Annotated in this window: 9 protein-coding genes; 7 read left to right on the top strand and 2 right to left on the bottom strand. The window is 65.1% G+C overall.

Annotated elements, in window-relative coordinates:
* The first annotated feature begins 166 nt into the window (after window positions 1-166).
* The 4 genes from uraD (at window position 167) to WIMU1_RS21115 (ending at window position 2,958) form a co-directional block, all read left to right on the top strand.
* Complete coding sequence (gene uraD / locus WIMU1_RS21130; RefSeq protein ID WP_062800132.1) at window positions 167-706, top strand: 2-oxo-4-hydroxy-4-carboxy-5-ureidoimidazoline decarboxylase; 540 nt, start codon at window positions 167-169, stop codon at window positions 704-706.
* Complete coding sequence (uraH, locus tag WIMU1_RS21125) at window positions 703-1,029, top strand: hydroxyisourate hydrolase (protein WP_062800130.1); 327 nt, start codon at window positions 703-705, stop codon at window positions 1,027-1,029. The genes uraD and uraH overlap by 4 nt, the downstream gene beginning before the upstream one ends.
* 27 nt (window positions 1,030-1,056) lie before the next feature.
* On the top strand, window positions 1,057-1,965 hold the full coding sequence (pucL, locus tag WIMU1_RS21120) for a factor-independent urate hydroxylase (protein ID WP_062800129.1): 909 nt from the start codon (window positions 1,057-1,059) through the stop codon (window positions 1,963-1,965).
* A 96-nt stretch (window positions 1,966-2,061) separates the two neighbouring features.
* Window positions 2,062-2,958 carry a hydroxymethylglutaryl-CoA lyase gene (locus WIMU1_RS21115; protein WP_062800305.1) on the top strand — a complete coding sequence of 299 codons (897 nt, stop codon included), beginning with the start codon at window positions 2,062-2,064 and terminating at the stop codon, window positions 2,956-2,958.
* A gap of 25 nt (window positions 2,959-2,983) precedes the next feature.
* Here the strand turns inward: WIMU1_RS21115 and WIMU1_RS21110 are convergent, their stop codons facing one another.
* Both WIMU1_RS21110 and WIMU1_RS21105 read right to left on the bottom strand, forming a co-directional pair.
* Window positions 2,984-6,364, bottom strand: a complete 3,381-nt coding sequence (locus WIMU1_RS21110) for a pyruvate carboxylase (protein ID WP_062800127.1) — start codon at window positions 6,362-6,364, stop codon at window positions 2,984-2,986.
* A gap of 204 nt (window positions 6,365-6,568) precedes the next feature.
* Entirely contained in the window at window positions 6,569-8,062 is a 1,494-nt protein-coding gene (locus WIMU1_RS21105) for an APC family permease (protein ID WP_062800126.1), read from the bottom strand.
* A 125-nt stretch (window positions 8,063-8,187) separates the two neighbouring features.
* Here WIMU1_RS21105 and WIMU1_RS21100 point away from each other — a divergent pair, with 125 nt between their 5' ends.
* Genes WIMU1_RS21100 through WIMU1_RS21090 form a run of 3 tightly spaced genes read left to right on the top strand, consistent with a single transcriptional unit; the run spans window position 8,188 to window position 13,044 of the window.
* Window positions 8,188-9,546, top strand: coding sequence for an 8-oxoguanine deaminase (locus WIMU1_RS21100; protein WP_062800124.1), 1,359 nt, complete (start codon window positions 8,188-8,190; stop codon window positions 9,544-9,546).
* Window positions 9,546-10,277, top strand: coding sequence for an FAD binding domain-containing protein (locus WIMU1_RS21095; RefSeq protein WP_084248445.1), 732 nt, complete (start codon window positions 9,546-9,548; stop codon window positions 10,275-10,277). The genes WIMU1_RS21100 and WIMU1_RS21095 overlap by 1 nt, the downstream gene beginning before the upstream one ends.
* Before the next feature lie 10 nt (window positions 10,278-10,287).
* On the top strand, window positions 10,288-13,044 hold the full coding sequence (locus tag WIMU1_RS21090) for a molybdopterin-dependent oxidoreductase (RefSeq protein WP_062800122.1): 2,757 nt from the start codon (window positions 10,288-10,290) through the stop codon (window positions 13,042-13,044).
* The last annotated feature ends 43 nt before the right edge of the window (window positions 13,045-13,087 follow it).

The raw sequence follows: 13,087 nt of genomic DNA, 5'->3' as shown, positions 1-13,087 counted from the left end.
CCGGATCATCCGACGCCACCCCGATCGTTTCGTCCGATTCAACCGCTTTCAGGACGTGATGGGCTGAACAGGCACAGACTTCGACCAATGACGTGTGCAACAACCAGAGCGGGCGCTGCGATGAAGGCAGCAGCACCACGAGAAATCGGAGAGGACGGAACCTGACGTGCGACGAGTTGACTGGCGAGGACTCGAGAGTTTCAACGAGTTGCGCGAGCGCCAGGCGATCCACGCCCTCTACCAGTGCTGCACGTCGTGTATCTGGGCGATCCGGGTGGCGGCGGGCAGGCCGTTCCCGGACGAGGAAGCCCTCTACAACCGCTCGGATCTGATCCTGGCCGAGTTGTCCGAGGCAGACCTGGAAGAGGCGCTCGACGGGCACCCCCGGATCGGTGACCGGCCGACGAACTCGTCGTCAGCCCGCGAGCAGTCCGGGGTCGCCGGCGCAGACGATGCTGTTCTGGCCGAGCTCAAGCGGTGCAACGCCGAGTACGAGGAGAAGTTCGGCCATGTGTACCTGGTCTTCGCCGATGGGCGACCCGCCACGGAGCTGCTGGCAATTCTGCACGAACGCATGAACAATGATCCGGAAACCGAAAGGCGGGTCATGCGAATGGAATTGGCGAAGATCAATCGTCGGCGGCTGCGACTCATGTTGGAGCCGGCGATCCGATACGTCGACGAAGGAGAGGATGCCGCGTCGTGAGTGACCTCAGCACCCACGTTCTCGATGCGGTCACGGGCAAGCCGGCCAGCGGCCTCACGGTCATTCTCTACGATTCAGATGGCGCCGAACTCGCCTCCAGCACAACCGATTCTGATGGCCGTATCGGATCGCTCGCCGGCCGCGGGCTCACCGAGGGCATCTACCGGCTGCTTTTCGACACCGGCAAGTGGTTCGCCGACAACCACATCGAGGGTTTCTATCCGGAGGTGGCGATCACGTTCTCTGTCACGGATACCACCAGGCACCACCACGTACCCCTGTTGCTGAGTCCGTTCGCCTACTCGACGTACCGCGGCAGCTGACGATACAAAGGAGAAGACACAGAGCTCATGGGCATCATCCTGGGTGAGAACCAGTACGGGAAAGCCGAGAACCGGGTGGTGCGGATCTATCGCGACACCCCCAGGCACGAGATCAAGGACATCAACGTCGGCAGCGCCCTTCGCGGCGACTTCGCCGCGGCCTACACCGACGGTGACCAGCGGAAGGTGCTGCCCACCGACACGCAGAAACAGACCGCTTATGCATACGCCAAAGAAAAGGGCATCGAGTCGATCGAGAAGTACGCGCTCGAACTCGCCCGCCATTTCGTTGACGACTTCGAACCGGTGTCCGGGGCCAGGATCGAGGTCGAGGAGTACGCCTGGGAACGCGCCGTGGTCGACGGTGTCGAGCACGACCACACGTGGGTCCGCAACGGCCAGGAGACCCGGACCGCCGACATCACCGTGGAAGGCAAGGGTGATGCCCAGCAGACGTGGGTTATCGGGGGCCTCAAAGACCTGGTGCTGCTGAAGTCGACCGGTTCGGAGTTCCACGACTTCCTCGAAGACGAATACACGATCCTCGAACCGACCACCGACCGGGTGATGGCCACATCGCTGGTGGCCAAATGGCGTTTCACCACGACCGATGTCGACTGGGAGGCGGTCTACCCGGCCATCAAACAGATCATCATCAACCGCTTCGCGACCGTGCAATCCCTTGCCTTGCAACAGACCCTCTATGAGATCGGTAAGACGATCCTTGAGACTTACGACGTGATCGCCGAGGTGCGCCTGTCGGCTCCCAACAAGCATCACTTCATCTACGACCTGTCCCCGTTCGGCCTGGAGAACAACAAAGAGGTCTTCAATGCCGACGACCGTCCCTACGGTTTGATCCAGGGCACGGTGACCCGCGACGATGCGCCGGACGCAGGCCCGGCATGGAACCCGCAGATGGCGTGGCTGGGCTGAGCCCACTCAGGCCGGGCCACCCCCTCCCTGGCCGCCGATCTGTCTGATCGACGGGGCGGTGTCGGCGCTGATCGGCGCATGGGCTCGAATGGATTCATGGACACTGTGCAATTGGTGGAGGTCAGTCCGCGCGACGGACTGCAGAATGAGAAGACCGTGTTGTCGGTGGACGACAAGGTCGAACTGATCAACCGCAGCGTGGCGGCGGGAGCCCGGCGTATCGAAGCCGTCAGTTTCGCCAATCCAAAACGCGTCCCCCAGATGGCCGGCGCCGAGGAGGTGATGGCGCAGCTACCCCGCGGCAACGGTGTCTCCTACATCGGCCTGGTGCTCAATCGTCGCGGCCTGGACCGGGCCTTGGCCGCTGGAGTCGACGAGATCAACGCCGTGGTCGTCGCGACCGATGAGTTCAGCATGCGGAATCAGGGTTGCACTGTCGCAGAGGGCATTTCGGCATGGCAACACATTGCCGAGGACGCACGGGCCGCCGGAATCTCCACCACGGTCACGATTGCTGCGTCGTTTGGATGCCCGTTCAGCGGTGAGGTCGATCCCGCGTGGGTCATCGAGGTGGCACAGCGTGTGGCGGCCGCAGGCCCCGACGAGATCGCGTTCGCCGACACGATCGGGGTGGGCGTCCCCGCTCAGGTGCGCGCGCTCGCAGCCGGTGCGCAAAGCGCCGCTCCGGGCATTCCGGTGCGGTGGCACTTCCACAACACCCGTAACACCGGCTACGCCAACGCGCTCGCCGCTCTGGAGACCGGTGCGGCAGCACTGGACGCGAGCATCGGCGGATTCGGCGGTTGCCCTTTCGCCCCGGCGGCCACGGGCAACATCGCATCCGAGGACCTCGTCTACGCGCTCGACCGCTCAGGCGTTCATACCGGCGTCGACCTCGAATCGCTCGCCTCTACAGCGACCTGGCTCGGTGCCCGACTGTCCAAAGACGTTCCCGCACAGCTCGGCCGGGCAGGCAACTTCCCGCCCAGCTGACGCTGCGGGCGGCCGTCTCGTCGGCCTACTCCAGCTCCACCAGCAAGTCTCCGCCTTCGACTTGTGCGACGGTGGTGATGGCGATGCGTTTGATGGTGCCGCCGGTGGGGGTGGTGATGGCGGCCTCCATTTTCATGGCCTCGATGGAGCCGATGGTGGCGCCGGGTTCGATGTGTTGTCCGGGTTCCACGACGACGGTCACGACGCCGGCAAAGGGTGCGGCGATGTGTTTGGGGTTGCCGGACACTGCTTTTTCGGCGACGAGGACATCGACCTTGAGGGAACGGTCACGGACCTGGACCGGCCGGAGTTGGCCGTTGAGGATGCACATCACCGTGCGCATGCCTCGTTCGTCGGCCTCGCTGATCGCTTCCAAACCGATCAGCAACTCCACACCGGGTTCGAGTTCCACCCGATGCTCATCGCCGTACCGCAGTCCGTAGAAGAACTGGTTGGCCGACAGACTCGAGGTGTCGCCGTACGCGGTTTGGTGCTCTTCGTAGTCCTTGGTCGGGCCGGGGAACAGCAACCGGTTCAACGTCTGTCGTCGGGTCGCGCTGTCGCCGTCGAGGGCCGCCTCGTCCTGCTCGGACAGGTCGGTGACCGGTTTGGCTGGGGCCCGCCCGGCCAACGCCCGAGTCCGTAAGGGTTCAGGCCACCCGCCGGCCGGTTCACCGAGCTCGCCGCGCAAGAACCCGATCACCGAATCAGGAATGTCATAGGCGGCCGGGTCTTGGGCGAAATCATCGGCCGAGATCCCGGTGCCCACCAACGCCAACGCCAGATCCCCGACCACCTTCGACGACGGAGTGACCTTGATCAACCGGCCCAGCATCCGGTCCGCGGCGGCGTAGGCATGTTCGACCTGTTCGAACCGATCCCCCAACCCCAACCCGATGGCCTGCTGACGCAGATTCGACAACTGACCACCGGGAATCTCGTGGGTGTACACCCGGCCCGTCGGGGCCGGGAGCCCGGACTCGAACGGCGCGTACACCTTCCGCAACGCTTCCCAATACGGTTCGAGCTCACACACCGCGGCCAGGTCCAGGCCGGTGTCGTACTCGGTGTGCGCGGTCGCGGCGACGATCGCCGAGAGCGCGGGCTGGCTGGTGGTCCCGGCCATCGCCGCCGAGGCGCCGTCGACCGCGTCCGCGCCGGCCTGCCACGCCGCCAAATACGTCGCGAGCTGCCCGCCCGGGGTGTCATGAGTGTGCACATGCACCGGCAGATCAAAGTTCGTGCGCAACGCCGACACCAAAATCGATGCCGCCTGCGGGCGTAGCAGTCCGGCCATGTCCTTGATCGCCAGCACGTGCGCGCCCGCGTCCACCAACTGCTCAGCCAAACGCAGGTAATAGTCCAGGGTGTACAGGTTTTCGGCCGGATTCGACAGGTCCCCGGTGTACGACAGGGCGACCTCGGCGATCGTGGTACCGGTCTCGCGGACCGCGTCGATCGCCGGCCGCATCTGATCCACATTGTTCAACGCGTCGAAAATCCGGAAGATATCGATCCCGGTCGCGGCGGCCTCGGCCACAAACGAGCGGGTCACCTTCTGCGGATACGGGGTATAGCCGACCGTGTTCGCCCCCCGCAGGAGCATTTGCAGGTTGATGTTGGGCATCGCTTCACGCAGCTGCGCCAGGCGGTCCCACGGATCTTCCTTCAAGAACCGCAACGCCACGTCATAGGTGGCCCCGCCCCAACACTCGACCGACAACAACTGTGGGGTCATCGCCGCCACATACGGGGCAATCGCCACCAACCCGGTCGTACGCACCCGAGTGGCCAACAGGGACTGATGAGCATCCCGGAACGTGGTGTCAGTAACCCCCAACGCTGTTGACGCCCGCAGGTCCGCCGCGAACCCCACCGGACCGAGCTCGAGCAAACGTTGCCGGGACCCATCCGGCGGCGTCGAGATGTCGATGTCGGGGAGTTTGTCGCGCGGATACACCGTCGCCGGGCGTTCCCCGTGCGGCTTGTTCACCGTCACATCCGCCAAATAATTCAAGATCCGGGTGCCGCGGTCGGCCGAGACCCGCGAGGTCAGCAACTGCGGGCGTTCCTCGATGAACGACGTCGTCACCCGACCCTCACGAAAGTCGGGATCGTCCAACACTGCTTGCAGGAACGGCACATTCGTGGCCACACCACGGATCCGGAACTCGGCCAACGCCCGCCGCGACCGCGCGACCGCCGTCTCGAAATCCCGGCCCCGACAGGTGAGTTTGACCAGCATCGAGTCGAAATGGGCGCTGACCTCCGCACCCAACGTTGCGCCACCATCCAGACGCACCCCCGCCCCACCCGGGGTGCGGTAGGCGGTGATGCGGCCCGTGTCCGGGCGGAACCCGTTCGTCGGATCCTCGGTGGTGATCCGGCACTGCATCGCCGCGCCGCGGATCGTCACCGCATCCTGGGACAACCCCAACTCACTCAACGTCTCGCCCGCGGCGATCCGCAACTGCGACTGCACCAAATCCACATCGGTGATCTCCTCGGTCACCGTGTGCTCGACCTGGATGCGTGGGTTCATCTCGATGAACACGTGGTTGCCGTCGCGGTCGACCAAAAATTCCACCGTCCCCGCACACGAGTACCCGATTTTCTGTGCGAACGCGACCGCGTCCGCGCAAATCTTTTCCCGCAACCCCGGCGGCATGTTCGGGGCCGGCGCCAGCTCGATCACCTTCTGATGACGGCGCTGCACACTGCAATCACGCTCAAACAGGTGCATCACGTTGCCGTGCTGATCAGCCAGGATCTGCACCTCGATATGACGCGGGGCGATCACCGCCTGCTCCAAGAACACCGACGCATCACCAAACGCCGAATTCGCTTCGCGGGCAGCAGCTTCGATCGCCTCCCGCAGCCCGTCGATGGTCTCGACCCGGCGCATCCCCCGGCCGCCGCCACCAGCAACCGCCTTGACGAACACCGGGAACCGCATCGACTCCGCGGCCGCCATCAACTCATCAACATCCACCGACGCTTCACTGGACGCCAGGACTGGCAACCCCGCCGCCTTGGCTGCAGCGATCGCCCGGGACTTGTTACCCGTCAACTCCAAGATGTCCGCAGACGGACCCACAAACGTAATCCCAGCCTCCGCACACGCCGCCGCCAGATCCGGATTCTCCGACAAGAACCCATACCCCGGATAAATGGCGTCAGCACCCGCACGCCGCGCCGCAGCGATGACCTCCTCAACCGAGAGATACGCCCGCACCGGATGCCCCGGCTCACCGATCTGATACGCCTCATCAGCCTTCAAACGGTGAATCGAATTGCGATCCTCGAACGGGAACACCGCCACCGTCCCCGCACCCAACTCATACGCAGCACGAAAAGCACGAATCGCGATCTCGCCCCGGTTGGCCACCAACACCTTGCGAAACATCAACGCACCTCCACATCGCCCACGAAACCATCACTCCACCATGACGACCCGGCACCAGGTGCGGATAGTCGCGAATTGCGACCGGGATGGAGCTTCACGAAATCCTAGGGGCGGCCGAAACCTCACAGCGCCGGACATGGCATCTGTGCGTAAGACGAAACCCGGTATGCACCTGCGGGGGTGGCCAGAGGACGAACTCGTCGTTCACTTCCCGACAGGTTCGTCCTCGAGCGACGAGTCGGTGTCATAGAAGCCGCCGGGGCGGTTCTCGTACTTGTTGACCGCCCACGTCACCGCCCACAACACGACGCCGAGCAGCAGCATCACACCGGCGATCTTGTACTGGATCATCTGCGCGTCGGTCCTCGCCCACGGGCCGGCGAGGAACAAACAGAGCACCGCACCGAGCGCAGGTATCCAGACCGGCGCCCGGAAGAATGCCTTCACATCACCGCGCTTGAGAACGAGGCAGGCGATGTTGACCACAGCGAAGACACAGAGCAGCAGCAGGCCGGTCGTGCCGGACAGAGCACCCACAACGGAGTTCTCCGACAGCTGGTTCACCACGATGATCAACACGAACGAGAGCAGCGTGGTGAAGATGATCGCCGTCCACGGTGAACGACGGCCCGGCAATACCTTGCCGAGCCCACGGGGCAGCACCCGCTGGTTGGCCATCCCATAGATCAGGCGGCTCGCCATCAGCATGTTGATCAGCGCGGTGTTGGCGACCGCGAACACCGTCAGATACGGGAAGATCTCTTCGATCGGGACCGACGGCGCGCCCAGTTTCACCACCGACAGCAGGATTCCCTCATCCGAGTTCTCCGGCTCGAAGTCCAGCGGGAGTACCGCGATGACCGCGACCACCACCAGCACATAGATGAGGCAGGCGATGCCGAGACCGGACAGCATCACCTTGGGGAAGATCTTCTCGGGGTTCTTCGTCTCCTCGACCATGTTGACCGAGTCCTCGAACCCCACCATCGCGAAGAAGGCGATGGTGGTCGCGATCGTCACCGCGAGGAACCAGCCCTTGTCGTTGGCGTCTTCGAACACCACCAGGTTGCTGATGTCACCGTCTCCGGTTCCCCGGCCGGCGGCGACGAAGCCGATCACGATGACGATGATCAGCGCCGTCATCTCGACCAGGGTGAGGATCACGTTGAATTTCACGGATTCACCCACGCCGCGCAGGTTGATCAGGGCGAGGACGATCATGAAAGCCAGAGCGACCACCAGTTGGGCGGTTGTTCCGGTCGGCACGTCGAACCAGCCGAGTCCGTTGGCGTCACTGAATGATTCGTTCAGCCCGGCCAGGAGGTTGGCGGCCACCACATTCGACGACGTGGATGCGCTGGTGATGCCCGAGCACACCACCGCGAACGCGACCAAGAAGGTCAGAAAGTGGATACCGAACGCCTTCTGGGTGTACAGGGCGGCGCCTGCACACTGCGGGAACTTGGTGACCAACTCGAGGTAGGAGAAGGCTGTCAGTGTCGCCACGGCGAAGGCGAGGATGAACGGCAGCCAGGCCATACCGCCGACGTTGTCGATCATGCTGCCGGTCACCGCGTAGACGCCTGCGCCGAGGATGTCGCCGACGATGAACAGCAAGAGCAGCTTGGGGCCCATCACCCGTTTGAGTGCGGTCGGATCGCTCTTTTCCGGAGCGGGATCAACAGTCGTAGCCGTCATCGTCAACCATCCGTTCGCCGGGAATTGATTTCACTCAGCCTCTACCCCATTCGTCCGGCCCGCAAGTGGTACCGCCCAGCTCGAATGTCATTTTTCCGTAACGCTTTCGCCGTAGCGTGGCGAGCATGACCACCGTCGTCGAGAACGCCTGCGTCCTCACCATGGACGCCGACCGCCGTGAGATCGCCTCCGGGTCCGTTGTATTCGACGGCAATCGGATCACGGATGTCATCGACGGCAAGGTCGATCCTGCGGTGGCGGACGGAGCCGAGATCGTCGACGGACGCGGCTGCGTCCTCACCCCGGGCTTGGTCAACACTCATCACCACCTCTATCAGTGGCTGACTCGCGGCCTCGCCGCTGATCACACCCTGTTCGAGTGGCTCACCACGCTGTATCCCGTGTGGGCGGGCATCGACGAGTACGCCGTGAACGCGGCCGCAACCGGCGCGCTCGGTTGGCTGGCCCTCTCGGGGTGCACCACCAGCACCGACCACCACTACGTCTTCCCGAAAGAGGGTGGCGACATGTTGGCGGCCGAGATCATCGCGGCGCAGACCGTCGGCCTGCGTTTTCACCCCACGCGCGGCTCGATGGACCTGAGCGAGAAGGACGGTGGGCTGCCCCCGGACAGCGTGGTCGAGACCATCGACCAGATCATGTCTGCCAGCGCAGATGCGATCGACCGCTGGCACGACCCGGGCCCCGATGCGATGGTGAAGATCGCTCTTGCACCGTGTTCACCGTTCTCGGTGACTGCCGACCTGCTTCGTGCCTCTGCCGAACTCGCCAGAGAGAGGCGAGTACGTCTGCACACACATCTGGCCGAGACGGAGGACGAGTCCGCCTATACCGCAGACCGTTTCGGATGCACACCGATCGAATACATGGAAACGGTCGGCTGGCTGGGCCCTGATGTCTGGTTTGCACACGGGATCCACTTCGACGACCACGCGATCACGACCTTGGCCACCTCCGGGACTTCGGTGGCGCACTGCCCGTCGTCGAACGGCCGCCTCGGTGCCGGAACCGCCCGCACCCGTGACCTTTTGGCGGCGGGCGTACCGGTCGGCTTGGGTGTGGACGGCGCGGCCTCGAACGAATCCAGCCGCATTCTCGAAGAAGCGCATCAGGCGGTGTTGATGGCGCGTGCCACCGGCGGACCGACGGCGCTCACCACTCGACAGGCACTCGAGATGGCCACGCTGGGCGGCGCGCGTGCACTGGGTTGCCAGGACAGTATCGGCTCCATCGAAGCCGGCAAGCTGGCCGACATGGTGTTGTGGCGACGGGACGGCCTGGGGCACGCCGGTATCGCAGACCCTGTCGCCGCCCTCGTTCTCGGCGCGGTTCCCCCCGTGGAACGTCTGTGGGTGAACGGGAAGACCGTTGTGCGGGCGGGAGAATTGACCACCATCGATGCCGAGGCGACCGCCGCCGAGGTGGCGGCCGCGCACGACGTCCTGATCGCGAAGGCGGGCTGATGGCCGGCGGCACCTGGCTGATGAGCGAACCGCAGATGCACCTGCACCGGCTGATCGACCTGCGGGGACTTCGGTGGCCCGACCTCACGATCGCCGAGGAGGGTCTCGACATCGGCGCCACCTGCACCATCGAGACGTTGCAGTCCACCGCCTACCCCGGTGACTGGGTGGCCACCGCGGTGTTCCGCCAGGCCGCTCGGGCGTTGCTGGCCTCGTACAAGATCTGGAAGAGCGCCACTGTCGGCGGCAACATCTGTCTCGGGTTCCCGGTGGGTTCGATGATCTCGATGTTGTCCGCGCTGGACGCCGAGTTGTTGGTCTGGAAGGCGGACGGGTCCGACTTCCGATGCACGGTCCCCCACTTCGTCACCGGCAACTCCACCACGGTCCTCGACGAGGGAGATGTGTTGCGCTCGGTGCGGATTCCCGCCTCCAGCCTCCGCCAGCCGACCGTTCTGCGGAAGGTGGCCCTGTCCCCCCTCGGCCGGTCCGGAGCCGTGGTCGTCGGGCGCCGGACACCGGATGGCGTCGTGATCTCTGTGACGGCGGCGACCGATCGCCCGTATGTGGTGGTCACCGACTCCTCGGACCCCGAAGCCGTGGCAGCGCAGGTCGATTCCGCGGTCCCGGCCGGCGCCTATTACTCGGATGCCCACGGGGCGGCCGATTGGCGTCACCAGGTCACCGGAGTGCTCACCCGGGACGTCGTCGCGCACTTGGCCGGACTGTGAGGAGCGGGCTGTGAAGATCAATGGTGAAGACGTGGCCGCCACGCCCGCGGCCGGGCAGTGTCTACGAACGTTCCTGCGCGACCAAGGCGAGTTCGGGGTCAAGAAGGGTTGCGATGCAGGCGATTGCGGTGCCTGCTCGGTACTGATCGACGGCGAGCCGCACCATTCTTGTCTCATTCCGGCGTTCCGGGCGATGGACTCCGAGATCACCACGGTCACCGGGCTTGGTACTCCGCAGAACCTGCATCCTGTGCAACAGCGGTTCGTCGACGCCGCCGGCTTCCAGTGCGGTTTCTGTACCGCCGGAATGATAGTCACCGCAAGCACTTTCGACAAAGATCAGCGAGACGACCTGCCGAACAGCCTCAAGGGCAACCTGTGCCGGTGCACCGGATACCGCGCGATCCGCGACGCCATCGACGGCGTGGTCGGCACCGAGAAGGTGTCGCCGGGAGATTCCGGTCCATCGATCGGCCGCTCGGTGTCGGCTCCGGCCGCACCACGCATCGTCACCGGGACCGAGCCTTACACGATGGATGGATTGCCCGACGACGTCGGCCACATCTCGGTGCTCGGGAGTCCACATGCGCACGCCCGGATCCTGTCCGTCGATGCCTCCGCGGCCGAGGAGATGCCCGGAGTACGAACAGTTCTGACGTACCTCGACGATCCGGGGGTGCCGTTCTCGACCGCGCGCCACGACCACCGCCACGACGACCCCGACGACGGATACGTCTTCGACACCACGGTGCGATTCATCGGGCAGCGGGTGGCTGCAGTGGTCGCCGACTCGATCACCATCGCCCGTCGCGCTGCCGAACTCATCGTGGTCGAGTACGACGTGCTGCCCGCCAACTTCGATCCGGCGGTGGCCACCGATCCTGCGACACCGACGGTGCACGGTGAGAAGGGGCCCGATTCCCGGATTGCGGACCCGGCCCGCAATCTCGTCGCCTCCGTCGACGGCACGGTGGGCGACATCGAGGCCGGTCTCGCGCAGGCTCGTGACAACGGGGGCGCTGTGGTCTCGGGAACCTGGCAGACGGCCCGCGTCCAGCACGCCCACCTCGAAACCCATGGCGCAGTCGCCTGGCGAGATGATGACGGCCGGGTGGTGGTGCGGTCCAGCACACAGGTCCCCTTTCTGGTGCGGGCCGAGCTGTGCCACATCTTCGGATTCAGCGGTGACAACGTCCGTGTGTACGCCGCTCGGGTGGGTGGCGGTTTCGGGGGCAAGCAGGAACTGCTCACCGAAGACGTGGTGGCGCTCGCGCTCATGAAGACCGGGCGCCCCGCGGTATACGAGTTCACGCGCACCGAGGAGTTCACCCGTGCCCCATGCCGCCATCCGATGCGTGTGGGGGTGACGGCGGCGGCGGGCGCCGACGGAATCCTCACCGCGCTCTCGGTGTCGGTGCTGTCCGACGCCGGCGCCTACGGCAACCACAGCAGCGGGGTGATGTTCCACGCCTGCAACGAGACCATGGTGCTCTACCGCTGCCCCAACAAGCACGTCGACGCACAAGCTGTGTACACCAACAACATTCCGTCGGGCGCTTTCCGCGGTTACGGTCTGGGCCAGGTCGCGTTCGGCATCGAGGGCGCCATCGACGAACTCGCGGCACAGCTGGGCATCGACCCGTTCGAGATGCGCCGTCGTAACGTGGTCGTCCCCGGAGACGAGTTCGTCGCCTGGGAGGTCGAAGAGGGCGACCTCGAGTTCGGAAGCTACGGACTCGACCAGTGCATCGATCTGGCCGAGCAAGCGCTGATCGCCGGGCGTGCCGACCCGGTCCGGGCGGGCGAGGACCTGGCAGGCCGGCCCGGGTGGCATATCGGCGAAGGCATGGGGACGGCGATGATCGCCACCATTCCGCCGCGTGGACATTTTGCCGATGTCTCGGTCACGCTGACCGATGACGGCACGTACATCGCCGCGGTCGGCACCGCAGAGTTCGGAAACGGAACCACCACCGTTCACAGCCAGATCGCGTCGTCGGCGCTCGGGTGTTCACCGGGCCAGATAGTGATCAGGCAGGCCGACACCGATGAGGTCGGCTACGACACCGGAGCCTTCGGATCAGCCGGTACGGTGGTCGCCGGCAAAGCACTCGGCCTCGCGTGCGCTCAGCTGCGCGGCGAAATCCTCGCCATTGCAGCGCGAGCACTCGACGCCGATCTCGCCGAGTGCACCCTCGGACCGCAAGGCGTGCAGGCGGGCGTGGAGTTCATCGACCTCGCCGGGATCGTCACCGTCCACGGAGGGCCACTGCGCGCCACGAGCACTCAGAACGGCACCCCGCGCTCGATCGCCTTCAACGTCCATGCGTTTCGTGTCGCGGTCAATTCCGCCACTGGCGAGGTGCGCATCCTGCAGTCGGTGCAGTCCGCGGACGCCGGAGTGGTGCTCAACCCGCAGCAGTGCCGGGGACAGGTCGAAGGCGGTGCGGCACAGGCGATCGGCAGCGCCCTGTACGAGGAGATGATCCTCGACGAAGGCCAGGTGCTCACCCAGGTGTTGCGCAACTATCACATCCCCCAACTCGCCGATGTGCCGGAGACCGAGGTGTACTTCGCCGACACCTACGATTCGATCGGCCCTCTCGGCGCCAAGTCGATGAGCGAGGCGCCCTACAACCCGGTGGCCCCCGCACTCGAGAGTGCCATTCGCAACGCGGTGGGCGTCCGCGTGTACGAACTGCCGATGAACCCGTCACGGGTGTGGCGGGCCATCAGCAACGGTCAGCCACACCAACCCGGGTCATGACCGCCGGCCGGGTTCATACCCCGGGCCGACCAGGCTTCGTGCC

It is taken from the genome of Williamsia muralis NBRC 105860 (assembly GCF_001598915.1).
Taxonomy (GTDB): Bacteria; Actinomycetota; Actinomycetes; order Mycobacteriales; family Mycobacteriaceae; genus Williamsia; species Williamsia muralis.
This window is presented reverse-complemented; position numbering and strand designations above follow the sequence as displayed.

Bases quoted from the DNA above. Each gene is read 5' to 3' on its own strand.
- WIMU1_RS21095 (WP_084248445.1), top strand. From the start codon at position 9,546: ATGGCCGGCGGCACCTGGCTGATGAGCGAACCGCAGATGCACCTGCAC.
- WIMU1_RS21110 (WP_062800127.1), bottom strand. From the start codon at position 6,364: ATGTTTCGCAAGGTGTTGGTGGCCAACCGGGGCGAGATCGCGATTCGT.
- pucL (WP_062800129.1), top strand. From the start codon at position 1,057: ATGGGCATCATCCTGGGTGAGAACCAGTACGGGAAAGCCGAGAACCGG.
- WIMU1_RS21100 (WP_062800124.1), top strand. From the start codon at position 8,188: ATGACCACCGTCGTCGAGAACGCCTGCGTCCTCACCATGGACGCCGAC.
- WIMU1_RS21115 (WP_062800305.1), top strand. From the start codon at position 2,062: ATGGACACTGTGCAATTGGTGGAGGTCAGTCCGCGCGACGGACTGCAG.
- WIMU1_RS21105 (WP_062800126.1), bottom strand. From the start codon at position 8,062: ATGACGGCTACGACTGTTGATCCCGCTCCGGAAAAGAGCGATCCGACC.